The sequence below is a fragment of the Phenylobacterium sp. LjRoot225 genome (assembly GCF_964252855.1).
Taxonomy (GTDB): domain Bacteria; phylum Pseudomonadota; class Alphaproteobacteria; order Caulobacterales; family Caulobacteraceae; genus Phenylobacterium.
In genome coordinates this window covers 1,078,909-1,101,721 of sequence record NZ_CAXUPL020000001.1, presented here as the reverse complement: position 1 = coordinate 1,101,721, position 22,813 = coordinate 1,078,909, and the positions used below count along the sequence as shown (strand labels likewise).

Below are 22,813 nucleotides of genomic sequence, written 5' to 3'. Positions count from 1 at the left end.
GCCTGCGGAATTAAGCCCTGTTATCGATCATGGCCGGCCCGTCGCAAGGATGGAGCCGAGCGATGCGACCCCTGATCAGGCTGGGTTCAACAGCCGAACGTCGGGGCGTCGGTGATCAGCGCGACTTGGAGGAGACGAGCATGGCGAAGACAGCATTGGTGACGGGCGCGGCGGCTGGGATCGGGCGGGCGTGCGCCCTGCGCCTGGCGCAGGACGGGATCGCGATCGGCGTGCTCGACCTCAACATCGAGGACTGCGAGCGCACCGTCGCCGAGATCAAGGCGGCGGGCGGCCAGGCCGTCGCGCTGAAGGCCGACATCACCCAGCGCGGCGAGGTCGTCGCGGCGGTGACGAAGCTGCGCGAGGCGTTCGGCCCGGTGACCATCGTGGTGAACAACGCCGGGATGACGGGCTTCGTCCCGTTCAAGGAGATCACCGACCAGCAGTGGGACCGGATGATGGAGGTCAACCTCAAAGGCACCTTCATCGTCACCCAGGTCGTCCTGCCCGACATGGAGGCGGCCAAGTGGGGCCGCATCATCAACCTCTCGTCCTCCAGCGCCCAGACCGGCGCGATCAATATGGCGGCCTATTCGTCGTCGAAGGGCGCGATCGTCACCCTGACCCGTTCGCTGGCTCAGGAACTGGGTCCGCTGGGCATCACGGTCAACAACATCCCGCCCGGCTCGGTGATGAACACCATCATGTCCGAGGCCAACAAGCAGCGCTTCCAGATCCCGGAAGAGGTTCTGCTGCAGACCATCCCCGTCCGCCGCATGGGCGAGCCGGAAGACATCGCCAACGCCTGCGCCTGGCTGGCGTCGGAAGCCAGCAGCTACGTCACCGGCCAGACCATCGGGGTCAACGGCGGGCGGGTCGTTTCGTAAGACCGCTGGGATCAGCGATGGAAGGCGAGGGGGCGGACGGACGGTCCGCTCGCCGCCGGATCGCTCTCCGACGTCGGGCCCTCGAGCCTCAGTCCGACGCCGGCAGAGTCTTCGGTGTCATCACCTCGAGCGGGACGCCGTCGAGCGCGAGCCGACCGTCGCCCTGGCGCAGGCATAGCAGCTGCAGCCGGCCGTCGGGCGAGCGGTAGCGCTTCCCAAGCAGGGTCCCGCAGGCTTGGCCGCCGGCCGGGGTCGACGCGGCGGCCTCCGACGCCCCGGACGCGGGCGCCATCGGCTTCCCGCCGCAGGTCAGGACGCCCGCGCCGGGCGCGACCACCAGCACCTCGGTCGTGCAGGTCGCGCTGCGAAGCCGCCGCCCCGGCGTCAGAGCCGTCATCAGATGACGTCCCGCTGGCGCAGCGAGGCGACCTCGTCCCAGTCCAGGCCGAGCAGGTCGATGAGGATCTCCTCCGTATGCTCGCCGAACTCGGGCGCCCGGCGCTGGATGCGGGCTGGCGTCTCCGACAGGTCGATGGGGAAGCCCGGGACGCGCACCTGTCCCCACGCCGGATGGTCGAAGTCGGTGATGTAGCCGTTGGCGATCGCCTGCGGGTCGGACGCGGCGTCGGCGGTGGTGTTGATGGCGCAGACCGGCAGGTCGCCCTTGGTCGTGAGCCGCTGGAGCCACGCTTCGCGCGGCCGTGCCGCGAAGATCTCCTCGAGGATGGGGACGCAGGCCTTGGCGTTCTCGCAGCGTCGCAGGTGGTCGACGAAACGTTCGTCCTTGGCCAGGGAGTCGGGGTTCCCCAGCGCCTCCAGCACCGTCGGCCAGTGCGGATCCGACTGCAGGATGGCCAGCGCGATCCATTTTCCGTCGGCGCACTTGTAGGTGTTCCAGAGCGGATTGCCCGGATCGAGCCGGGTCGGCCGCTTCGAGGTGATGTGCTTGGAGAATTGCGAGGAGGCCGCCGCGCCCTTGTGCCTCATGAGCTCCACCGCAACGGGCAGGCCGCGCAGCCAGAGCATGCTGCCGAGCAGCGAGGTGTCCACCTTCTGGCCGACGCCGTGGCGTTCGCGGGCCACCACCGCGGCCAGCACGCCATAGGCCAGCATGATCGCGCCCATCTGGTCGGCCATGCCGCCGTCCGGGATCGCCGGTTCGTCCTCGTGTCCTGGCCGAAGCAGGAGGCCGGATCGCGCCTGGCCCAGCAGGTCATAGGCGCGGGCGGTGCGGTCGGGGCCGCGAGCGCCGAAGGCGCTCGCCGAGGCGTAGATGAGCCGCGGGTTCAGCGCCCGCAGGGTCTCGTAGTCGAGGCCCACCTTCTCCGCGACCGAGGGCCGGAAATTCTGGATGAAGACGTCCGACTGGGCGATGACCTTGCGCACCAGATCGGCGCCCTCCGGCTTCTTCAGGTCGATGGCGAGGCTGCGCTTGTTGCGGTTGTTGACCTCGAAATAGGGCGAGGCCCCGGTCTCGGGGAATACGAAGATCGCCCGGCCGGAATCCCCGCCTTCGCGCTCCTCGATCTTGATCACGTCGGCCCCCAGGTCCCCCAGCATGGCGCCCGCGACCGGCCCCTGCTGCCAGATGGTCCAGTCGACCACGCGGATTCCCTCAAGCGGTCCGGGAAGGGCCGTGCCGGCGGCCGGTTCCATCGTGTCCATGGCTGCGTCGTTCATCTGGAGCCTCCGCCCGGGTTCAGTCGCGCGACCAGATGCCCTGGCGACGGTATTCGTCGGCCAGGGCGGCGATCCCTCGCGGGCCCTCGATGTAGGTCGTCGCCCGCCGTGCGATGTGCTTCGGATTGTCCAGCTCGATCCGGGAGTGAACCTTGGCGGGAACGCCGAGGGCGAAGCTGTAGGGGGGCAGTTCCGCGCCATCCATGAGCACGCTTCCCGCGGCCAGCGTCGAATGGGCGCCCAGCCGGGACATCGGCATCATCGAAGCGGTGTTGCCGAGCATCGAGTCGTGGCCGATGAAGCCCTCGATGCAGCAGCCATGACCGATCATCACATTGTCCTCGATATGGGTCGAGGTGTGGAGAATTGAGTTTTCCTCGATGTGGACATTGGCGCCGATGCGAATTGGCGTGGTGTCTGAACGGATGACGACGCCGGGCCAGATCGAACAGTTCTCGCCGATTTCGACGTCGCCGATGATGATGACATTGTCCGCGATCAGCGCCGACCTGGCGATACGCGGGGTTTTCTCATGGAAGGCGTAGATCTTCATGTGGAGACCTTTCAGGCGATCGGGATGTTGTAGACGCGGGCCGCATTGGTGCTCAGCACCTTGTCCCGCTCCGGCAGGGTGAGGCCGCTCAAGCGGGCGTCGAGGTCGTCGATCGGGAAGAGGCAGGTCGGGTGCGGAAAGTCCGTCTCGAAGAGGACGTTGTCGACGCCGACCTTGCGGATCATCTGGGAGATGTCGTCCTTCTCGAACCAGAAGCAGGCGTAGAAGTTGCGCTTGAAATACTCCGACGGCCGCATCTCGAACCTGCGGTTTCCGGCCATGCCGTCGAGCTGGTGGTCGAGCGACTCCAGCAGGAACGGCACCCAGCCGATGCCGCTCTCCACCGAGACGAACTTGAGCTGCGGATAGCGGTCGAGCGCGCGGCTGTAGATGATGTTGGCCATGACGCGGCCGTTGTTGAAGAACAGCATCGAGCCGCTCAGCGCGCCGCGCAGGGAGGTGTCCAGCGAAGGCCAACCCTGGCCGCCGACCCAGTCCATCGACTGCTCGCTGGCGCCGATGTGGAAGTTGATCGGCATGTCGAGCGCCTGGCAGACTTCCCAGAGGGGATCCCAGCGCGGCGAGCCGAGGTCGGGGATCGGCTGGCCGTCTTCGTCCTTGTGGGTGTGTGGATCGGAGTTGATGTTGACGCCGCGCAGGCCAAGCGTCTTGGCGCGCTCGGTCTCCTTCACCGCCGCCGCGAGGTCCCACCAGGGCAGCAGCGCCATCGGGAACAGCCGCAGGCCGGACTCCGCCTGCATCTCCGCCGTGGCGTCGTTGTAGATCTGGACGCAGGCGAGCCGCAGCGCCGGATCGACCTTGGCGGCGCCCTGGCCGCCGAAGCCCAGGATGTTGGGATAGACGATCTGCGCCCAAACCCCGCACCGGTCCATCTCCGCCAGGCGCGGCTTCACCGCGTAGGAGCCCGGGTGAACGTCGGCATAGGTGAGGGGGCCGAAATCTTCGACGTCCATGACCTTGCCGCCGTCCTTCAGGACCGCGCTGTAGGGGTTGGCGCCCAGGCCGATCGGCTTGTCGCCGTCGATCACCCAGGAGGTCCGGCCGTTGTACTGCTTGATCTGCGGCACCCGGTCGCGCAGCGCCGCCGGCGCATGCTTCAGCCAAAGGTCCGGCGGCTCGGACAGGTGGGTGTCGGCGTCGATGATCTTCAGCCGGGTCTTGCTGTCGCCGTGCTCGAGCGTGGCGGTCGTCATCAGGGCCATCCAGGTCAGCGCCGTCTCGGCAGGCGAGGGGCTTGGGATCGCCCGCCTGCACGGCTTGTCGTTGGCGCTGACTATGTTGATGGCGCGCGGCGGTTACGCGCGCTGTTCGGCCAAAGCCTCGCTCTGAGCGGCCAAACCGGGCGGACTCGGACCGCGCCAGGCGATCATCGGTCGACCGGCGTCCCCGTGACCCGGTTGCGATAGGCGCTCGGGACTTCGCCCATCGCCACGCGGAACGCCTTGGCGAAGGCGGACGGGCTTTCGAAGCCGCAGGTCGCCGCGATCTGGACGATGGTGCCGTCGGTCTCGCTGAGCAGGGAAACCGCCTGCAGCAGACGGCTGCGCTGGCGGTAGGCCTCCCAGGTCATGCCGGTCTCGGCCTTCAGGTGCCGGCGCAGGGAGCGCTCCGACATGCCGGCGTGGCGGCTGACGTCCGAAAGCTTCAGGTCGGCGCGCCTGGCCGTGACGTCGAGCGCACGGGTCAGGCGCGGGTCGTTGCTGGTCGGCAGGAAGAGGTCGGCTTCGCGCTCGATCCACTCGCTGCAGAGCCCGGCCATGGTCTTGAAGAAGCTGGTGCGCAGCGGGCCGTCAGGGCCCTGCAGCGGCCAGCGCATGGCTTCCCGCATCATCTCGCGCATCAGGGCCGAGACGGTCACGGTGCGAATGCGCGTCTCCGGATCGCGGACCATGTCGACGGTGAAGAAGATCGAGCCCGAGCGGACGCGATGGATGCTCGCGCGATGCGGCGCGCCGGCCGGGATCCAGGCGGCGACCTGCCGGGGGATCAGATGCCGGCCACGGTCGCCTTCGAGCTCGACCGCTCCCTCGAACGCGAACAGGAGTTGATGCATGTCGTGGAAATGCCAGTGCGAATCCACGTCCAGTTCGTCGCTGCAGACCGCGCCCGGCCGCGGACGGGCGCCCGGCGCATACATCTGCAGCAAGGCGGCGCTCTGCTGGCAGCCGAAGGCTGGCGTCTGCGGTGGCCCCGGACTGAGCAGATCCCTGAGAGCGGTCAGCTCCTGGGGTTCAAACAGGCTCGGCATGCCCACGTCTCATCCGGTTCCTCCCTGATGAGAGACGTTGCGCCGTCTCCTCGATCTTCCGAACGCAATCTAGTTTGCGGGGGAGGCGGTGGCCAGCGGAAGCCTCAGCCCGTGCGGGCGACCTTGAGGGAGGCGTCGTCGGGTTGGGGCTCGGCGGCGCGCAGCGCCGGGACGACGTCCTCGATGTGGTCGACGGCGGTCCAGGCGTTCATGAATCCGGCCGGGGTGAGGCGGGCGTCGACTGTATGCTGGAACAGGTCGAACAGCGGCTGCCAGAAGCCGTCCGGGTTGTAGAAGATCACCGGCTTGGCGTGCAGGTCGAGACGGCGCCAGGAGAGCAGCTCGACGACCTCCTCCAGCGTGCCGATGCCGCCGGGCAGGACGACGAAGGCGTCGGAGCGATCGAACATCAGCATCTTGCGCTCGTGCATATTGGCCACGACCACGTGCTCGACGCTTTCCAGGGCCTGTTCGCGTCCGACCAGGAAGTCGGGAATGATCCCCAGCACCCGGCCGCCGGCCTCGTGCGCGGCGCGCGCGCAGGCGCCCATCAGGCCCACCCCGCCGCCGCCGTAGACCAGCTTCAGGTCCGCCGCCGCCAGGTCCCGGCCGAGGCTTGCGGCGGCGCGGAGGTAGGCGGGATCGGCGGCGTCCGAAGAACCGCAGAAGACGCACACCGAATCCACGCTATCTGTCGCATGCCTCATAAACCTACTCCGTCAGGCCCAGCTTGCAGCTGCGGGCCGAAGTCATCATTACCTATAGCTAGGGTTTAGGAGTTTGGTTCGCCACGTGTCGTTGGGAAAGGCGCAAATCGCCGCTGCAGTGCTCATCTGCTTAGGCGGCTGCCAGGCGCCGTCGCCGCGCGCCTCGGGCCAGGTCGCGGAGGGCGACGCCGGCTATATTTCGCCGCCGGCTGTGGTCGAGGCGACGCCCTCGGCAGGCCTTGTCCTGTTGCGCGGCCAGGCGGCGGCGGGGGCGGAGGTGCGGCTGGCCACGCCTGGCGGCCCGACGGCGACCACCCGGGCCGACGGCAAGGGCGCGTGGCGGCTGCAGGTGGCGACCGGCGTGGCGGCGCAGATCTTCGGCCTCTCGGCGCAGGACGGCGCGCGGCGCGTGCAGGCCGAGGGCTATGTCCTGGTGGGGCCGCGCGGCGAGACCGCGCTGCTGCGCGCTGGCGCGGCTGCGCTCAGGCTCGACCGGCCGGCCGGCTCGCGGATCGCCGCGCTTGATTTCGACGCCGAGGGGGGAGCGCTGCTCTCCGGCTGGGCGGCCGCCGGCACGGACGTCGCCGTGCGGCTGGACGGCCGGGCGCTGGGCGATGCGCGGACCGATCCGGACGGCCGGTTCAGCTTCGCCATCTCCCGGCTTTCGCCCGGGCCTCACCAGGTCGAAGCGACCGGCGTAGGGTTCACCGATGCCATTGGCCTGGACGCCACCCCAGCGGCGCCCCTTGTCGAGGGACCGCTGCGTAGCCAGTTGACCGGGCGCGGCTTGCGCGCCGACTGGTTGACGCCGGGGGGCGGGGTGCAATCCACCCTTCTCGCCGGTTAGCGGAGCCCTACTTGGCCTTTTTGCACGCACAGGCGGCCCGCCGGTTCGGCGAGACCGACGCGGTTGCGCCGAAGGGCGTCAAGTTCGACTTCTGGACCTCGATGGCCGACCTCGGCCGGCTGGTGCTGCGGTCCGGCGCGCCGAACCTGCGCCTGCGCATCGGGGCCGCCCTGGCCCTGGTCGTCGTCGGCAAGCTGGCCAGCGTCTGGAGCCCGGTGGTGCTGGGCGACGCGGTCAACACCCTGACGCCCCAGGCTGGCGGGATTCTGCCAGGCGGAACCTTGGGAAGCGGCTTCGTCGCCGGCGCCCTGATCTTCGCGGCCCTGAGCTTCATCGCGGCGGGCGCGCCCTACGTTCGGGACGTGATCTTCACCCGCGTGGCGCAGTCGACCATGGCGCGGGCCGCCGTCGAGACCTTCCAGCACGCGCTTAGCCTCTCCCTGGACTTCCACCAGTCCAAGCAGATGGGCTCGCTGTCGCGGATCATCGATCGCGGTTCGCGCTCCACCGACTTCCTGATCCGCAGCGTGGTGTTCAGCATCGGCCCGACGCTGATAGAACTGGTCCTGGGCATGGTGGTGATGATCACCCGGCTCGACTGGCGCTTCGCCCTGACCGCCTTCGTCAGCATCGCCATCTATGTGGTGGTCACCTTCCGCATCACCGATTGGCGGCTGTCGCATCGGCGCGCGCTGAACGATGCGGACAGCCGCACGGCCGGGCTCTCGGTCGACGCCCTGATCAACTATGAGACGGTGAAGACCTTCGGCGCCGAGCGCCGGGTGGTCGGGGCCTATGCCGAGGCGATGGACGCCTATGTCGACGCCAGCGTCCAGGCCAACACCTCGCTCAACCTGCTGAACGCCGCCCAGTCGGTGATCCTCAACCTGGGCCTCGCCGTGATGACGGTGATGGCGGGGCTGGCGGTGATGCACGGCGAGATGCGGGTGGGCCAGGTGGTCACCGCCGTCCTCTTGCTGCGCGGCCTCTACCAGCCGCTCGGCGTCCTGGGCTTCAACTACCGCGAGATCCGCCAGGCCTTCATCGACATGGAGCAGATGGTCGACCTCACCAAGGTCGCGCCGGAGATCGTCGATTCCCCCGACGCGCGCGACCTGCCGCCGGCGAGCGGGCAGGGGGCGGCGGTGGCCTTCGAGCACGTCGGATTCCGTCACGACGCCCGTTCGCTGGGGCTGAACGACGTCAGCTTCGAGGCCCGGCCCGGCCAGACGGTGGCGCTCGTGGGCCCCTCCGGCGCCGGCAAGACCACGGCGGTGCGGCTGGCCATGCGGCTGATCGATCCGCAGGAGGGCCGCATGCGGATCGACGGCGTCGACATGCGCCAGGTGAAGCTGGACGCCCTGCGCGGGGCGGTCGCCCTGGTGCCGCAGGACGTCGCCCTGTTCAACGACACCCTCTACCGCAACATCGCCTTCGCCCGGCCGGACGCCAACCCGCAGGACGTCCGCGCCGCCGCTGACGCCGCCGAGCTGGGCGCCTTCATCGACAGCCTGCCGCAGGGCATGTCGACCCGGGTCGGCGAGCGCGGGCTCAAGCTGTCCGGAGGCGAGCGCCAGCGGGTCGGCATCGCCCGCGCCCTGCTGGCCAATCCGCGGCTGCTGATCCTCGACGAGGCGACGAGCGCGCTTGACGGCCCGACCGAGGCGGCGATCCAGGACACCCTGCGCAAGGCCCGCGCCGGGCGCACCACCCTGGTCATCGCCCACCGGCTCTCGACCATCGTCGACGCCGACCAGATCCTGGTCCTGCGCCGCGGCAAGATCGTCGAGCGCGGCGCCCACGCCGAGCTGCTGGCCAAGGGCGGCGAATACGCCGCCCTGTGGCGGCGTCAGACGCGGGCGGCCTAAGCCTCGCGGTTCCGGACCGCGGCTTCCGGAATCCGCGTCTGCGTCTCGCCGAGGGTGCGGTAGATCAGGACGCCGCGACGCCGGCCCAGGGTGTCCACGCGATTGACAAGGTCCGCAGGCGCATCGGGACCGATCCGCACGCGGATGCGGCCGTCGGCGTCGGCTCTGGCGCTGAGGTCGTGCGTCCCGGCGCTGGGCAGGGACTCGCACCAGTGATTGTAGGCGTGGAGCGACCAGTAGCCCGTCACGGCCGGCGGCATCAGCGCCTCCAGCCATTCGCCGGGCGCCAGGTCGTAATAGGCGAAATAGTAGCCGGTGTCGGGGTCGCCCTGGACCTCCTCGGCGATCCGTTCCGGCGGGGTGATGAAACGGTTGCGGGCCTCGCCGATCAGCGCGCTCCACACCAGGAACTGGCGGACGCTGGCCAGCAGAGTCCGCCCGGCGAGGGTCAGGGCGCCGGCGGTGGTTCCCGTGGCGGGCGTCAGCGGTGGCGGGGCTGCGCCGCCGGAGAAGCTGAGGCAGCAGGGCGCTCCTGCGCTCCGGTGCAGCAGGCGGACGATCAGCACCCGGCCGTTCGGCGGTATCGCCAGGCCCCCGGGGCCCTCGGCGTCGGCGGCGAGGTCGAGGCGAAAGCCGCCGTCGGCGTCGACCTTGCTGCGGTCGAAGGCGGCGTAGCCGGCCAGCAGGACCTTGCCGTCCGCGCCCACGGCGTAGAGGCCCACGCCGGCGCGCTCGCTGTCGTTGAGCCGGCCTTCGAGCCGGTAGCGACGGGCGGGGTCGATGGCCGCGTGCCCCATGATGTAGTCGGGGTTGGGCCCGCCGCGGGTGGGGATGGCGCGGGTCAGGCCGCCGGACCGAAAATGGTCGCCGAGGAAGCCGTCGCCGAGCGCGCTGGCCGCCACCCGCATCAGATAGGCCTCGGCCTCGATGGCGGTCCCGGCGTCAGGGGCGGCGGCCATCAGCTCCGCGCGCGCGGCGGCGATCGCGCCATTGAAGGCCTCCCAGGCTGCAGCGTCCTCGGACTCGGCGGCGGGACTATCGAGCATCGAACCCTCCCGGATGGTCTCTGTCGCGGCGCTGGAGGCCATGCGGCCTTGCGCGGCAGGTTAGGCCGGCGGTCGAAAGGCGGTCGAGCCTATTCCGCCGCGCGCGGAAGATCCTGCGCCACGGTCTCCACGGGCGCCGGGCGGCGGCGCAGCTTGCGCCAAAGCGCGCCGGTCCGCTCCGCCACCACCTTCGGCGCGGCCAGCATGACCGGGGTCAGGACCAGGGTCAGCACGGTGGAGAAGCTCAGTCCCCAGACCACCGCGCCGGAGAGTTGCACCCACCATTCGGAGCCGGGCGCCTTGTACTCGAAGTGGCCGCCGCGGAAGTTGGGGTGGATCTGGAACATCAGCGGCAAGAGACCGGCGATGGTGACCAGCGTCGTCAGCATCACTGGCCGGAACCGCTGGGCGGCGGCGCGCACCGCCGCCTCGTCGGCCGCATGGCCCTGGCGGCGCAGCTGGTAGAAGGTGTCGACCAGCACGATGTTGTGGCCGACGACCACGCCGGCGAGGGCGACCACGCCGGTGCCGAGGAACAGCACCGAGACATAGTCGAAGGTGTGGGCCAGGTTTACCTGCACGCCCAGCAGCACGCCGACGGTCGAGAGCAAGACCGCCGAGAGCGTCACCAGCACCCCGTAGAAGCTGTTGAACTGCCACAGCAGGATCAGCCCCATCAGGAACAGCGAGACCAGCATGGCGATGGCGAAGAAGCCCATCGCCTTCTGGCCCTCCTCGTCGGCGCCGCGGAAATGCACGCGCACCGACGGGTCGATGCCGGCCTTCTGCATCCAGGGCTTCAGCTCGGCGATCTTCTGGTTGGCGGCGACGCCGGGCGCAGCGTTGGCCTGCAGGATGACCACCCGGGCGCTGTCGCGGCGCTGGATGGAGGTGACCTGGGGGGCGGGGGTGCGCGTGATGAAGTAGCTGGCGGGCACCGGGCCCGCGGCGGTCGGGATCTTCAGCTCGTCGAAGGCCGCGACGTTGCGGGCGCTCGCCGGGAACCGGACGCGGATGTCGAGCTCGTCGTCGGAATCGTCGGGCCGGAATCGGCCGGCCAGCACGCCTTCGGTGACGAATTGGATCGCCTGGCCGACGCTCAGCACGTCGACGCCGTAGCGGCCGGCGGCCTCGCGGTCGACGGTCAGGTTCAACTCGATGCCCGGCGAGGTGCGGTTGTCCTCGACGTCTCGCAGTTGCGGATCGGCAGCGAGCCTGGCCTTGATCCTCGAGGCGGCGGCGTCGAGGACGGCGGGGTCGCGCCCGCGCAGCTCGATCTGGATGTCCTTGCCGACTGGCGGCCCGGCCTGGGGCTTGCGCACCTCGGCCTGCAGCCCCGGCAGGCTTTCGACCCGCTTGCGGATCACGCCGACGATGTCCTCGCCGGTGACGCCGAGCGCCCGGCGCGCCTCATAGTCGACGAACTCGACCTGGATCCTGCCGATGGTGTCGTTCGGCGCGCCGTTGAAGCCGCCCGGGCTCATCGGCCCCGAGCGGACATAGATCGCCTCGACGCCGGTGATCGCCCGCAGGCGCCGCTCGACCATGGCGACCAAGAGGTCGTCGGACTGCGGCGTGAGATTGCCGCGAGCCTTCACATAGACGGCGACCTGGTCCGGATCGCTGCGCAGAATGAATTCGGTGGCGTGCGGAGTCTTGGCGAACCAGATGAAGATGGCGACCGTCACCACCAAGGCCGCGCCCAGGCAGGCGAACGGCCGTTTCGCCAGATGGGACAGGGTGCGGGCGTAGCGGCCCATGAAGCCGCTCATGCTGCGCGGATCGCCGTGCTCGGACTTCTCGATCTCGGCCAGCTGTTCGGCGTCGATCGCCGCGGCGCGCCCGAACACCGATCCGATCGCCGGCGTGAAGACCAGCGCCACGAAGATCGAGGTGCCCAGCACGAAGAACAGGGTCAGCGGCACGAAGCTCATGAACTTGCCGACGATCGAGTTCCAGAACAGAAAGGGCAGGAAGGCGCAGAGCGTCGTCAGGGTGCCGTTGACCACCGGCCAGAACATCCGCTTGCCGGCCATGGCGAAGGCCTCGGCCTTGGGGGCGCCTTCGGCCATCTTCCGATCGGCGAATTCGACGACGACGATGCCGCCGTCGACCAGGATGCCCACCGCCAGGATCAGGCCGAACATCACCATCTGGTTCAGGGTCACGCCCTTGGCCTGCAGCATCAGGAAGGCGATCATGAAGCAGACGGGGATGGCGGCGCCGACGATCAGCCCCTGGCGGACGCCCAGGCTGGCGACGACGATCAGCATCACCAGCAGGGTGGCGGTGATCAGGCCGGACTCCAGCACGATCAGGGTGCGGCCGATGAATTCGGAATCGTCGAAGGTGTAGTCGACCTTGATGGTGTTCGGCCAACGCGCCTGCTCGGCCTTCACCATCGCCCGCACCTGGCGGTTGGTCTCGATCACGTTGGCGCCGCTGCGCTTTTGCACCTCGATGGTGAAGGCGGGCTCGCCGTTGAAGCGCGTGATCGAGCCCGCCTCCTTGAAGGCGCGCCGCACCTCGCCGACGTCGCCGATCGTGATCAGCCGGTCGCCGTTCTTCTTCACCGGGAGCGACAGGATGTCGGCGGGCTCGCCGATCACCCCCGGCACCTTGACGGCGAAACGTGCGCCGCCGGACTGCAGGGCGCCGGCCGGGACCAGCTGGTTGTTGCGCGCGATGACGCTCTGCAGGTCGCCGACGGTGACGTTGTAGGCCTCCATCCGGATCGGATCGACCGTCACCTCCATCATCTCGTCGCGGGCGCCGTTGACCTCTGCGCCCAGCACCCCGGGCAGGGTCTCCAGGCGTTCCTTGAGGTCGCGGCTGATGCGGAACAGTTCGCGCTCGGGGGCCGGTCCGTGCAGGACGATGCCGATCACCGGATTGAGCGAGGTGTCGGCCTCCTCGATGATCGGTTGCTCGGCGTCGGGCGGGAAGCGGGCCCGGGCCAGGTCGACCTTGGCGCGGACGTCCGCCAGCGCCTTGTCGCGGTTGAACTCGGGGACGAACTCCAGGTTGACGATCGCCACGTTCTCGCGGGCGACCGCGTTCATCTCCTTGAGGCCTTCGAGGTTCTGCAGCTGCAGCTCGAGCGGCTTGACCAGCAGGCGCTCGGCGTCCTCCGGGCTGACGCCGGGGAAGGGGACCACGACCGAGACGAAGGGAAAGGCGACCTCGGGGTCGGCTTCGCGCGGCATGGCCAGATAGGCGAAGAAGCCGAAGATGGTGGCGATCAGCGCCACTCCCAGGACCACCTTGCGCCGGCGGATGGCGCCGTCGATGAGGGCGTCGATCATCCGCTCAGCCGCCGGTCCGGCCGATCAGGACCTTCTGGCCTTCGCTGACGTAGGACTGGCCGACGGTGATCAGCTGGACTGGACCGTGCAGGCCGCTCACCCAGGCGCCGTCCGCGGTCTGCTCAACCACCTGGACCGGGGCGAAGGCCACCCGGCCGTCGGCCAGGACGTAGCGCACCCCCTGGCGGCCGGCGGCGTCCAGCACCAGGGCCGAGACCGGGGTCAGGTGGGCCGGGCCGACGCCCGCGCCGATCCGCACTTCGGCGGAGAGACCGGAGCGGATGTCCATCCGCGGATTGGCCGCGGCGATCTCCAGGTGATAGGTGCGGGTCTGCGGGTCGGCGTCGCGGGAGATGTAGCGCACCCGGCCCTGGATCACCTCGCCCGACACCAGCCTCGCGCTGGCCGCGGCTCCCACCTTGATCTTCGATGCCTCGGTCTCCGGCAGGTCGCCGACCACCAGCAGGGGGTCGAGCTCGATCATTGTCCCGCACGGGTCGCCGGTCGCCAGATAGGTGCCGATTTCGGCGTCGCGATGGTCGAAGACGCCGGTGAAGGGCGCGCGGATGTCCACCTGGGCGCGGGCGATCTCCGCCTGACGCACCGAGGCCTGGGCGGAATCCAGCGACGCCTGGCTCTCCAGCACCTGGGTCGGCGACCGAAAGCCCTTCTTGCCGAGCTCCACGGCGGCCTGGTGCTGCAGCTGGGCCGAGCGCAGGGCGGCGCGGGCCTGGTCGAGGCTGGCCTGCCGGGCGTCGACCGCCAGGCGGCAGAGCACGGCCCCCTGGGCGACGACCGCGCCCTGCATCACCGGCGCCTGGGCGACCACGCCCGCCGTCTCGGAGCGCACCACCACGGTGCGGGTCGACTGGGTCCGGCCACGCAAGGTCACGTCGTGGGGGCGCAGAACCTCGGGCGTCAGCCGGACCTGGACGCTCGCCGGCGCCGGTCCTGTCGGCAGGGCGTGCGCCGTGCTCGCCGAGGCGCCGCCGACCAGGGTGCGTACGAGGAAATAGAGCATCACCACCGCCACCACGGCGATGACGAAAACGTACCGGGATTTCATACGCATGACATTTCCCCCGAGCCCGCGGCTCGCGGGATCAGCGTCCTCCCTTGTCCTCGTTCCCTTACTTTGGGTTCAGGATTCGCATTTTTGCCACCGCAGCGCGACGGGCAACTTAATTCGGTGTTATGTGGCGTTCGCCTCGGTGTCGTCGCGGCCTTGGGTTGCTATCTCCGCAGTCGGGCCGGGTTTTCGCTGATTTTCCGGTCCCTCAGGAATGGAGAGACCCCTTGCGATACCTCCACACCATGGTCCGCGTCGCCGATCTCGACGCCTCGCTCGACTTCTACTGCGGCAAGCTGGGGCTCGTGGAGATCGCGCGCCACGAGCATTCCCAGGGCCGCTTCACCCTGGTCTTCCTGGCCGCGCCGCAGGACGCGGAGGCGGCGCGGACGAAGCAGGCGCCCACCGTCGAACTGACCTACAACTGGGACCCCGAGGACTACGGCGGCGGCCGCAATTTCGGGCACCTGGCCTATGCGGTCGACGACATCTATGCCGCCTGCCGACGGCTGATGGACGGGGGCGTCGTGATCAACCGCCCGCCGCGCGACGGCCGCATGGCCTTCGTCCGCTCGCCGGACAATATCTCGGTGGAGTTGCTGCAGGCCGGCGAGGCCCTGGCCCCGGCCGAGCCGTGGGTCTCAATGCCCAACATCGGCGTTTGGTGATCATCGTCCTTCAAGGAGAGGCCGCATGTCCGCTTCGTCCGTCCAGAGTCCGCCCAAGCTGGCGTCGCCCGTGGTGACGCTCAACGACGGCCGAGCCATGCCGCAGGTCGGCCTGGGCGTGTGGCGGACGCCGCCGGCCGTCACCGCCGAGGTGGTTTGCACCGCCCTTGAAGCCGGCTATCGCACGATCGACACGGCGGCGGCCTACGTCAACGAGGCCGGCGTGGGCGAGGGGGTGCGCGCCTCCGGCGCGCCGCGCGACGCGGTCTTCGTCATCACCAAGCTGTGGAACCGCGACCACGGCTATGACGAGACCCTGGCCGCCTTCGACAAGAGCCTGGAGCGGCTCGGCCTGGGCTATCTCGACCTCTACATGATCCACTGGCCCGTCCCGTCCCAGGGCCGCTACATCGACAGCTGGCGGGCGATGGTGCGGCTGCAGGAGGAGGGGCGGGTCGGTTCGATCGGGGTCTCCAACTTCATGGTCGAGCACCTTCGGCGGATCATCGGCGAGACCGGGGCGATCCCCGCGGTCAACCAGATCGAGCTGCACCCGAAATTCCAGCAGACCGACCTTCGGGCCTTCCATGCCGGCCAGGGAATCGTCACCCAATCCTGGAGCCCGCTCGGCCAGGGCCAGCTCCTGAAGCACCCGGAGATCGCGCGAATCGCTGCGCGCCACGGCAAGACCCCGGCCCAGGCGGTCATCCGCTGGCACATCGATTCGGGCCTGGCGGTGATTCCCAAGTCGGTCCACGCCGAACGGATCGCCGAAAATTTCGAGGTCTTCGACTTCCGGCTCGACGCAGAGGACATGGCCGCCGTCGCGGCCCTCGACGATCCGACCGGGCGGATCGGCTTCGATCCGCTGACCTTCAGCTGAAACGCGTCTCGGGTCTTGCATTCCGCCCATTGACTTAGAGCGCGCTCGAACTCCTAGGCTCGGGGGCGTCGTGGCGAAGAAGGCGGCTCATGAAGATTGGCGAACTGGCGAAGCGTTCGGGATTGTCGGCCCATACGATCCGCTATTACGAGCGGATCGGGTTGCTTCCCTATGCCGACCGGGACCCGTCGAGCCAACGTGACTACGACGCGTCAATCCTGGTCTGGATCGCGTTTCTCGCTCGTCTGAAGACGACCGGCATGCCGATCCGGGAGATGCTGCGCTACGCAGCCTTGCGGGAGCGCGGCGTCGACACCCAGGCGGAGCGTCGCGAACTGCTGGAACAGCATCGCGAGCGCGTCCGCGCCCATGCGGCCGAACTGACGGCCAGCCTTCTCGTCCTCGACGCCAAGATCGCCGGATACTCCGGCGCGAAACAGGGGACGAAGGATCATGACGCAGCCTTGCCAGAACGACGGCGAAAGTCGGCTGGAGCGCGGCCGGCGGGCGCTCGCTGAGATCGACGGAGAGGCCGGCGAAAATGTCGTCGCCGCCTTGGCCGACATCGCGCCGGATTTCGCCCGCTACGTGTTCGAGTTTCCGTTCGGCGACATCTATTGCCGCCCAGGTCTCGATCTGCGGGCCCGCGAGATCGCGACCATCGCCGCGCTGACGGCGCTCGCCAACGCCGGCCCGCAATTGAAGGTTCACATCGAGGCCGGGCTCAATGTCGGCCTCAGTCGGGAAGAGATCATCGAGGTTATCATGCAGATGGCCGTCTATGCGGGCTTCCCCGCCGCGCTCAACGGACTGTTCGCCGCCAAGGAGGTCTTCGCCCGCCGCTTCCCCATGGCGCCGGCGCAGGCGGAATGACGGAATTACGCCGCGCGGGCCTGTCGCGACGCGGCGTCAGCTTCCACAAAATTTAAGGAGGCGCCCCCAGATTGGGGACGGCTCCCCAATCCAATCAACGCTCTATGGCTCCCCGGGCAGGACTCGAACCTGCGACAAGTCGGTTAACAGCCGACTGCTCTACCAACTGAGCTACCGGGGACCAGAGCCGTTGAGGGCCGGGGCTATACGATACGACCCGCGGCCACGCAAGCGGCTGTGGGCTAACTTTCCCCAGCCATCTGATCGGGCCGCCTGCAGGTCGCTGACGGGATGGAAAAAAAGAGCCCGGCGCGAACGCCGGGCCAAGAAAGTGGTGATGGTGGGTGTCTTCAAGGAAGACAGCTTGAGCCTCCGGCGCGTCGGTGAATCCATCGTTAATCTTGTGCGTCGCCTCCAACTCCGGGTTTACCGAGATGGCCAAAACCCTAACCGCGCCATCCGGGGCCATTCAGCTGGCGTTCAGGCGGAAAGGCCGATTTCAACGGCCGCCTGTCCGATGGCCTATGTTTGGTCGCGTAGTCCGCCAGGCCGCGCGCCCGGTCTCGCGAGGGGCATTTCTCGCGTAGGCCGGGCGCGTGTGACATCTGCGTGTTCCGGAGCGTTTCGCCCAGACGCGCCGTCGCCGCCCCGTTAGGATTGGGCATGCGCGATTATCGGATCTATCCATTGACCCCGTCGGGTCAGATCGACGCCCCGGTGGACGCCGCATGCGCCGACGACGCCGCAGCTCTTCTCGCCGCGCGGGCGCTCGCCGAGCAGGTGCGCAACGGCTGCGAGGTGTGGGAGCTCACGCGTTTCCTGGGCCGCTTCCATTTCCCGGCCCCGCAAGGGGGTTGAACAGGCGCGGCGGCGCACGCTCTTGCCCCTGAGCGGGGCTGGCCCTTGCCGCTGGCCGGGGCAGGGCCCAGATTGGCCGCATGCCGCAGGAGCGACCGCCGATCACCGACGCCGAGTACCGCGTCGTCCATGGCCCCTGGCCGCGCTGGGCGCTGCATCTCGGCCTGATCAAGCTGATCGCCTGGGGCGCGAGCTGCGTCGGCGTGACCATCCTGATCGCGCTCGCGCTGATCGCGGCGATCTTCGGCTAGGTCCGGTCCGGACGTCCGGTGAAGACGCAGAAGCCCTGGGTCTCGGCGATGGCCAGCATTTCGCGATCGCCGGCGGTGTCGCCGTAGGCGGCGGCGAGCCGCAGTCCCTGACCGAAGCGGGCTTCCAGGCGGGCGACCTTTTCCCGCCCGCGGCAATTCGCCGTCGCGAAGCCGCCGCTGACGCGATCTTGGCTGTCATAGGCCATTTCGGTGCCGATCAGCTCGTCGGCCTGCAGCCGCTCGGCGAACGGCCGCACCACCACGGCGGGCGAGGCGGTGACGATCACCCGCCGCGCGCCGCGCTCCCCCCAATCGCGCCAGGTCGCCAGGGCGTCCGGCCGGAACAGGGCCTGGGCCTGCTGGGCCGCGAACTCGGCGGCGAGACCCTCCAGCTCGCGCCGGGGCAGGCCGGCGAGAAATTCCCGGGCGGCCGCCGCCTTGATCCGGCCGCGATCTCTGTCGATCAAATAGCGGATCGCGGCGGGAATGAGACTCGCCATGCCGAGCGCGTAGCGGGTCGGCCCTGCGCGCCACTGCAGAAAGGCCGTGAAACTGTCGCGAACCGTCAGGGTGCCGTCGAAATCGAAGGCCGCGATCGGCCGTTCATCCACAGCTACGCGGCCAACTGTCCCGCTCTGGGGCGCCGAGGGGCCTCTATCTTGTCCCATTTCAGCCCGTCCCCATGTAAGAAGACGGCGCCTGGAGCTTCGGCGCCGTGTCGCCAAATGTCGCTTCGGCGTTCGAAGGCTTGTGATCCCGTCGCGGATCGGGGAATGTCAAGACTTAGACAACCCGCGGCGCATAATCTGCATTGAAGGCGCAGACGCCCGCAGGGGCGGCGAACGCCGGGCCCGACCCGGCCGCCTAGAGAGTGAGAAACGACCATGACCAAGGCCGCCAGCGGAGACTCGAAGAGCACGCTCTATTGCTCTTTCTGCGGCAAGAGCCAGCACGAGGTCCGCAAGCTCATCGCTGGGCCGACCGTGTTCATCTGCGACGAATGCGTCGAGCTGTGCATGGATATCATCCGCGAAGAGCACAAGATCTCGTTCGTGAAGTCCAAGGACGGCGTTCCAACGCCGAAGGAGATCCGTGAGGTCCTCGACGACTACGTCATCGGTCAGGACCACGCGAAGAAGGTCCTCTCGGTCGCCGTCCACAACCACTACAAGCGCCTGAACCACGCGACGAAGAACAACGACGTCGAGCTGGGCAAGGCCAACATTCTGCTGATCGGCCCGACCGGCACCGGCAAGACGCTGCTCGCCCAGACCCTGGCGCGCATCATCGACGTGCCGTTCACCGTGGCCGACGCGACGACCCTGACCGAAGCCGGCTACGTCGGCGAGGACGTCGAGAACATCATCCTGAAGCTGCTGCAGTCGGCCGACTACAACGTCGAGCGGGCCCAGCGCGGCATCGTCTACATCGACGAAGTCGACAAGATCAGCCGTAAGTCGGACAATCCCTCCATCACCCGCGACGTGTCGGGGGAGGGCGTCCAGCAGGCGCTGCTGAAGATCATGGAAGGCACCGTCGCCTCCGTGCCGCCGCAGGGCGGGCGCAAGCATCCGCAGCAGGAATTCCTGCAGGTCGACACGACCAACATCCTGTTCATCTGCGGCGGCGCCTTCGCCGGCCTGGAGAAGATCATCTCCGCGCGCGGCCAGGGCACCTCGATCGGCTTCGGCGCCAAGGTGTCGGACCCGGACGAGCGGCGCACCGGCGAGGTTTTCCGCCAGGTGGAGCCGGACGACCTGCTGCGCTTCGGCCTGATCCCGGAGTTCATCGGCCGTCTGCCGGTGATCGCCACTCTGGACGACCTGGACGAGAAGGCCCTGGTGAAAATTCTCACCGAGCCGAAGAACGCCTTCGTGAAGCAGTACGTCCGCCTGTTCGACATGGAGAACATCGGCCTGACCTTCACCGAGGACGCGCTGAACGCGGTGGCGCGCAAGGCCATCCAGCGCAAGACCGGCGCGCGCGGCCTGCGTTCGATCCTCGAGGCCATCTTGCTCGAAACGATGTACGAGCTGCCGACCTACGACGGCGTCGAGGAAGTGGTGGTCAACGCCGAGGTCGTCGAGGGCCGGGCGCAGCCTCTGCTCATCTACGCCGAGCGCCGCGACAAGGGCGGCGCGGCCTAGAGCTCCGTCGACCGACGAAAAGAGGCCCTGCAGCATGTCTGCGGGGCCTTTTCCTTGGGGGTAGATTCTGCCCCGGACCTGCGGCTGCGCGGCTTGCCAAATGATAAGCGGCTTCCCAGATACCTGGCGTGAACGGGGTAAAACCTTGCGCGGTTGCGTAGCTTCGGACGGTGTGTGTCAAGAATGGACCACGCTGAGACCGAGTGTCGCGCAAGCGTCTTGCTTAGCTTGAACCCCGCGTGAAACCGTCCACATTTAATCAGAACCAGCCGCCGTCCGCCGGCGGGACGGGTCGTCCGACTCAGGCGCATCGTCTGAGTGACCGCGATCCGGCCGTCGAGCCCGTCGCCCAAGCGGGCCGGCAAGGAGTTGAAGCATCATGTCAGAGATAAAGATCCTGCCGATCCTCCCCCTGCGGGACATCGTGGTCTTTCCGCACCAGCCGGTGCCGCTGTTCGTGGGGCGTGAGAAGTCGGTGCGCGCGCTGGAAGAAGCGATGCGCAATGAGGGCAAGGAGATCCTCCTGGCCACGCAGAAGGACAAGGACGACGACGATCCGGCGCCGGCCGCCATCTACGACGTCGGCGTCGTGGCCACCGTCCTGCAGCTCCTGAAGCTGCCGGACGGCACGGTGAAGGTGCTGGTCGAGGGCCGCGCCCGCGCCGGCGTCACCCGCTTCACCGAGCAGAGCGAATATTACGAGGCCGAGATCGCCTATGTGCAGGAAGACGGTTCGGGCTCGCCCGAGGCCGAGGCCCTGTCGCGCGCGGTCGTCGAGCAGTTCGAAAACTATGTGAAGCTGAACAAGAAGGTCCCGCCGGAAGCGCTGGCGGCCATCCCGCAGATCGAGAACCCGGGCGAGCTGGCCGACCGCATCGCCAGCCACCTGTCGGTCAAGATCTCCGAGAAGCAGCAGCTGCTCGAGGTCTTCAACGTCGTGAAGCGCCTGGAGAAGGTCTACGCCCTGATGGAGGGCGAGATCAGCGTCATGCAGACGGAAAAGAAGATCCGTAACCGCGTGAAGCGCCAGATGGAGAAGACCCAGCGCGAGTACTACCTGAACGAGCAGATGAAGGCGATCCAGCGCGAGCTGGGCGAACAGGACGACTCCCGCGACGAGCTGATCGAGCTCGAGAAGCGCATCAAGAAGACCAAGCTCTCCAAGGAGGCCCGCACCAAGGCCGATGCGGAGCTGAAGAAGCTGCGCAACATGAGCCCGATGTCGGCGGAATCCACCGTCGTGCGGAACTACCTCGACTGGCTGCTGTCGATCCCGTGGGGCAAGACCAAGCAGAAGCCGATCGACCTGCAGAAGGCCGAGGACATCCTCAACGAGGACCACTACGGCCTGGAGAAGGTCAAGGAGCGGATCCTGGAGTACCTGGCGGTGCAGAGCCGCGTGGGTTCGCTGAAGGGGCCGATCCTGTGCCTGGTGGGTCCCCCCGGCGTCGGCAAGACCTCGCTCGGCAAGTCGATCGCCAAGGCGACGGCGCGCGAGTTCGTCCGGGTCTCCCTGGGCGGCGTGCGCGACGAGGCCGAGATCCGCGGCCACCGCCGGACCTACATCGGCTCCATGCCCGGCAAGATCATCCAGTCGATGAAGAAGGCCAAGTCGACCAACGCCTTCTTCCTGCTCGATGAGATCGACAAGATGGGCTCGGACTGGCGGGGCGACCCGTCCTCGGCCCTGCTCGAGGTGCTGGATCCGTCGCAGAACTCGACCTTCGCCGACCACTATCTGGAGGTCGACTACGACCTGTCGCCGGTGATGTTCGTCACTACGGCCAACAGCCTGAATATGCCCCAGCCGCTGCTGGACCGCATGGAGATCATCCGCATCCCCGGCTACACCGAGGACGAGAAGCTGGAGATCGCCAAGCGTCACGTCCTGCCGAAGCTGACCAAGGACCATGGGCTGAAGCCGGAGGAGTTCATCGTTCCGGAGGGCGCGATCCGCGACCTGATCCGCTACTACACGCGGGAAGCCGGCGTCCGCTCGCTCGAGCGGGAGCTGGGCAACCTGGCGCGCAAGACGGTGCGCGACCTCGCGCGTGAGAACGTGCTCTCGATCACCATCGACGAGGAGCGGCTGGCCAAGTACGCGGGCGTCAAGAAGCACCGCTACGGGGAGACAGACGAGGAGGATCAGGTCGGCATCATCACCGGCCTGGCCTACACCGAGTTCGGCGGCGACATCCTGACCATCGAAGCGGTCAAGATGCCGGGCAAGGGCCGCATGACGGTGACCGGCAACCTGAAGGACGTGATGAAGGAATCGATCTCGGCGGCGAACTCCTACGTTCGCAGCCGGGCGACGAAGTTCGGGCTCGAGCCGCCGCAGTTCGAGAAGACCGACGTCCACATCCACGTGCCGGACGGCGCGACGCCCAAGGACGGTCCGTCCGCCGGCGCGGCCATGGCCACCGCCATCGTCTCGGTCCTGACCGGGATCCCGATCCGCAAGGAAATCGCCATGACCGGCGAGGTCACCCTGCGCGGCCGGGTCACCGCCATCGGCGGCCTGAAGGAGAAGCTGCTCGCGGCGCTCCGCTCGGGCGTCAAGACGGTGCTGATCCCGGCCGAGAACGAGAAGGACCTGGCGGACATTCCGGCCAAGGTGCGGGAAGGCCTGGAGATCATCCCGGTCTCCACCATGGACGAGGTGCTGGCCAAGGCGCTGACGCATCTGCCGACGGCGATCGAATGGTCTGAAGCCGACCAGCCGGCGGTCGTGGCGGCGGAAGATCCCGACGTCGAGACGGTGGTCACCCACTAGGGACCCTGTCCGATCACATCGTGTGACAGCGGAGCGGCGCGGGAGAGATCCCGCGCCGCTCTCGTTTGACGGGTCCCGCAAGTGGGACATAATCCCCGCAGGCGTGGGGGGCGTCTGCGAACGGCT

21 protein-coding genes and 1 tRNA gene are annotated in these 22,813 nt (G+C 68.4%); 11 read left to right on the top strand and 11 right to left on the bottom strand.

The features are described from left to right. Positions 1–140 precede the first annotated feature (140 nt). Positions 141–887, top strand: a complete 747-nt coding sequence (locus ACSQ2B_RS05380) for an SDR family NAD(P)-dependent oxidoreductase (RefSeq protein WP_436048003.1) — start codon at positions 141–143, stop codon at positions 885–887. 88 nt (positions 888–975) lie between these two features. On the opposite strand, the gene ACSQ2B_RS05375 is transcribed toward ACSQ2B_RS05380, so the two are convergent. From ACSQ2B_RS05375 to ACSQ2B_RS05350, 6 genes are all read right to left on the bottom strand, one after another. Beyond that, the gene (locus tag ACSQ2B_RS05375; protein ID WP_436048001.1) at positions 976–1,284 is read right to left on the bottom strand and encodes a hypothetical protein; all 309 of its coding nucleotides are present in this window, start codon (positions 1,282–1,284) and stop codon (positions 976–978) included. Then, on the bottom strand, positions 1,284–2,567 hold the full coding sequence (locus ACSQ2B_RS05370; RefSeq protein WP_436047999.1) for a CaiB/BaiF CoA transferase family protein: 1,284 nt from the start codon (positions 2,565–2,567) through the stop codon (positions 1,284–1,286). Before ACSQ2B_RS05370 ends, ACSQ2B_RS05375 begins: the two co-directional genes overlap by 1 nt. A 19-nt stretch (positions 2,568–2,586) precedes the next feature. Next, positions 2,587–3,120, bottom strand: coding sequence for a gamma carbonic anhydrase family protein (locus ACSQ2B_RS05365; protein ID WP_436047997.1), 534 nt, complete (start codon positions 3,118–3,120; stop codon positions 2,587–2,589). An 11-nt stretch (positions 3,121–3,131) separates the two neighbouring features. After that, entirely contained in the window at positions 3,132–4,334 is a 1,203-nt protein-coding gene (locus ACSQ2B_RS05360) for an amidohydrolase family protein (protein WP_436047995.1), read from the bottom strand. Between the two features lie 173 nt (positions 4,335–4,507). Beyond that, positions 4,508–5,389, bottom strand: a complete 882-nt coding sequence (locus ACSQ2B_RS05355; RefSeq protein ID WP_436047992.1) for an AraC family transcriptional regulator — start codon at positions 5,387–5,389, stop codon at positions 4,508–4,510. A gap of 104 nt (positions 5,390–5,493) precedes the next feature. After that, the gene (locus ACSQ2B_RS05350; protein WP_436047990.1) at positions 5,494–6,096 is read right to left on the bottom strand and encodes a TIGR00730 family Rossman fold protein; all 603 of its coding nucleotides are present in this window, start codon (positions 6,094–6,096) and stop codon (positions 5,494–5,496) included. Between the two features lie 85 nt (positions 6,097–6,181). Here ACSQ2B_RS05350 and ACSQ2B_RS05345 point away from each other — a divergent pair, with 85 nt between their 5' ends. Both ACSQ2B_RS05345 and ACSQ2B_RS05340 read left to right on the top strand, forming a co-directional pair. Further along, positions 6,182–6,943, top strand: coding sequence for a hypothetical protein (locus ACSQ2B_RS05345; RefSeq protein ID WP_436047988.1), 762 nt, complete (start codon positions 6,182–6,184; stop codon positions 6,941–6,943). A 101-nt stretch (positions 6,944–7,044) separates the two neighbouring features. Then, complete coding sequence (locus ACSQ2B_RS05340) at positions 7,045–8,811, top strand: ABCB family ABC transporter ATP-binding protein/permease (RefSeq protein WP_436049592.1); 1,767 nt, start codon at positions 7,045–7,047, stop codon at positions 8,809–8,811. On the opposite strand, the gene ACSQ2B_RS05335 is transcribed toward ACSQ2B_RS05340, so the two are convergent. The 3 genes from ACSQ2B_RS05335 to ACSQ2B_RS05325 form a co-directional block, all read right to left on the bottom strand. Further along, the gene (locus ACSQ2B_RS05335; protein ID WP_436047986.1) at positions 8,808–9,857 is read right to left on the bottom strand and encodes a hypothetical protein; all 1,050 of its coding nucleotides are present in this window, start codon (positions 9,855–9,857) and stop codon (positions 8,808–8,810) included. The genes ACSQ2B_RS05340 and ACSQ2B_RS05335 overlap by 4 nt on opposite strands. Positions 9,858–9,946: 89 nt before the next feature. Then, a complete protein-coding gene (locus tag ACSQ2B_RS05330) occupies positions 9,947–13,162 on the bottom strand; it encodes an efflux RND transporter permease subunit (RefSeq protein WP_436047985.1) in 3,216 nt (1,071 codons plus the stop codon). Between the two features lie 4 nt (positions 13,163–13,166). Continuing rightward, on the bottom strand, positions 13,167–14,234 hold the full coding sequence (locus ACSQ2B_RS05325) for an efflux RND transporter periplasmic adaptor subunit (protein ID WP_436047983.1): 1,068 nt from the start codon (positions 14,232–14,234) through the stop codon (positions 13,167–13,169). Between the two features lie 224 nt (positions 14,235–14,458). Here ACSQ2B_RS05325 and ACSQ2B_RS05320 point away from each other — a divergent pair, with 224 nt between their 5' ends. The 4 genes from ACSQ2B_RS05320 (at position 14,459) to ACSQ2B_RS05305 (ending at position 16,655) form a co-directional block, all read left to right on the top strand. After that, entirely contained in the window at positions 14,459–14,899 is a 441-nt protein-coding gene (locus tag ACSQ2B_RS05320; protein WP_436047981.1) for a VOC family protein, read from the top strand. 25 nt (positions 14,900–14,924) lie between these two features. Continuing rightward, a complete protein-coding gene (locus ACSQ2B_RS05315; protein WP_436047980.1) occupies positions 14,925–15,782 on the top strand; it encodes an aldo/keto reductase in 858 nt (285 codons plus the stop codon). 89 nt (positions 15,783–15,871) lie between these two features. Beyond that, a complete protein-coding gene (locus tag ACSQ2B_RS05310; RefSeq protein WP_436047978.1) occupies positions 15,872–16,300 on the top strand; it encodes a MerR family transcriptional regulator in 429 nt (142 codons plus the stop codon). 37 nt (positions 16,301–16,337) lie between these two features. Further along, positions 16,338–16,655, top strand: coding sequence for a carboxymuconolactone decarboxylase family protein (locus tag ACSQ2B_RS05305; RefSeq protein ID WP_436047976.1), 318 nt, complete (start codon positions 16,338–16,340; stop codon positions 16,653–16,655). A gap of 105 nt (positions 16,656–16,760) precedes the next feature. On the opposite strand, the gene ACSQ2B_RS05300 is transcribed toward ACSQ2B_RS05305, so the two are convergent. After that, positions 16,761–16,836: transfer RNA gene (locus ACSQ2B_RS05300), tRNA-Asn, on the bottom strand. A 482-nt stretch (positions 16,837–17,318) separates the two neighbouring features. On the opposite strand from ACSQ2B_RS05300, the gene ACSQ2B_RS05295 reads away from it, so the two are divergent. Together ACSQ2B_RS05295 and ACSQ2B_RS05290 are read left to right on the top strand one after the other, a co-directional pair. Then, positions 17,319–17,513 (top strand): hypothetical protein, encoded by a 195-nt coding sequence (locus ACSQ2B_RS05295; protein WP_436047974.1) that lies wholly within the window; start codon positions 17,319–17,321, stop codon positions 17,511–17,513. A gap of 80 nt (positions 17,514–17,593) precedes the next feature. Beyond that, positions 17,594–17,764: a hypothetical protein gene (locus ACSQ2B_RS05290; protein WP_436047972.1), complete on the top strand. Its 171-nt coding sequence runs from the start codon at positions 17,594–17,596 to the stop codon at positions 17,762–17,764. Here ACSQ2B_RS05290 and ACSQ2B_RS05285 read toward each other — a convergent pair. Beyond that, positions 17,761–18,375 carry an HAD-IB family hydrolase gene (locus ACSQ2B_RS05285; protein ID WP_436047971.1) on the bottom strand — a complete coding sequence of 205 codons (615 nt, stop codon included), beginning with the start codon at positions 18,373–18,375 and terminating at the stop codon, positions 17,761–17,763. The genes ACSQ2B_RS05290 and ACSQ2B_RS05285 overlap by 4 nt on opposite strands. 273 nt (positions 18,376–18,648) lie before the next feature. On the opposite strand from ACSQ2B_RS05285, the gene clpX reads away from it, so the two are divergent. Together clpX and lon are read left to right on the top strand one after the other, a co-directional pair. Continuing rightward, the gene (gene clpX, locus ACSQ2B_RS05280; protein ID WP_436047969.1) at positions 18,649–19,911 is read left to right on the top strand and encodes an ATP-dependent Clp protease ATP-binding subunit ClpX; all 1,263 of its coding nucleotides are present in this window, start codon (positions 18,649–18,651) and stop codon (positions 19,909–19,911) included. A gap of 379 nt (positions 19,912–20,290) precedes the next feature. After that, positions 20,291–22,687: an endopeptidase La gene (gene lon, locus ACSQ2B_RS05275; protein WP_436047968.1), complete on the top strand. Its 2,397-nt coding sequence runs from the start codon at positions 20,291–20,293 to the stop codon at positions 22,685–22,687. Positions 22,688–22,813: the final 126 nt, after the last annotated feature.

Coding starts and splice junctions, on each gene's coding strand:
- ACSQ2B_RS05380 (WP_436048003.1), top strand. CDS start 141: ATGGCGAAGACAGCATTGGTGACGGGCGCGGCGGCTGGGATCGGGCGG.
- ACSQ2B_RS05375 (WP_436048001.1), bottom strand. CDS start 1,284: ATGACGGCTCTGACGCCGGGGCGGCGGCTTCGCAGCGCGACCTGCACG.
- ACSQ2B_RS05370 (WP_436047999.1), bottom strand. CDS start 2,567: ATGAACGACGCAGCCATGGACACGATGGAACCGGCCGCCGGCACGGCC.
- ACSQ2B_RS05365 (WP_436047997.1), bottom strand. CDS start 3,120: ATGAAGATCTACGCCTTCCATGAGAAAACCCCGCGTATCGCCAGGTCG.
- ACSQ2B_RS05360 (WP_436047995.1), bottom strand. CDS start 4,334: ATGACGACCGCCACGCTCGAGCACGGCGACAGCAAGACCCGGCTGAAG.
- ACSQ2B_RS05355 (WP_436047992.1), bottom strand. CDS start 5,389: ATGCCGAGCCTGTTTGAACCCCAGGAGCTGACCGCTCTCAGGGATCTG.
- ACSQ2B_RS05350 (WP_436047990.1), bottom strand. CDS start 6,096: ATGAGGCATGCGACAGATAGCGTGGATTCGGTGTGCGTCTTCTGCGGT.
- ACSQ2B_RS05340 (WP_436049592.1), top strand. CDS start 7,045: ATGGCCGACCTCGGCCGGCTGGTGCTGCGGTCCGGCGCGCCGAACCTG.
- ACSQ2B_RS05335 (WP_436047986.1), bottom strand. CDS start 9,857: ATGCTCGATAGTCCCGCCGCCGAGTCCGAGGACGCTGCAGCCTGGGAG.
- ACSQ2B_RS05330 (WP_436047985.1), bottom strand. CDS start 13,162: ATGATCGACGCCCTCATCGACGGCGCCATCCGCCGGCGCAAGGTGGTC.
- ACSQ2B_RS05325 (WP_436047983.1), bottom strand. CDS start 14,234: ATGCGTATGAAATCCCGGTACGTTTTCGTCATCGCCGTGGTGGCGGTG.
- ACSQ2B_RS05315 (WP_436047980.1), top strand. CDS start 14,925: ATGTCCGCTTCGTCCGTCCAGAGTCCGCCCAAGCTGGCGTCGCCCGTG.
- ACSQ2B_RS05310 (WP_436047978.1), top strand. CDS start 15,872: ATGAAGATTGGCGAACTGGCGAAGCGTTCGGGATTGTCGGCCCATACG.
- ACSQ2B_RS05295 (WP_436047974.1), top strand. CDS start 17,319: ATGCGCGATTATCGGATCTATCCATTGACCCCGTCGGGTCAGATCGAC.
- ACSQ2B_RS05290 (WP_436047972.1), top strand. CDS start 17,594: ATGCCGCAGGAGCGACCGCCGATCACCGACGCCGAGTACCGCGTCGTC.
- clpX (WP_436047969.1), top strand. CDS start 18,649: ATGACCAAGGCCGCCAGCGGAGACTCGAAGAGCACGCTCTATTGCTCT.
- lon (WP_436047968.1), top strand. CDS start 20,291: ATGTCAGAGATAAAGATCCTGCCGATCCTCCCCCTGCGGGACATCGTG.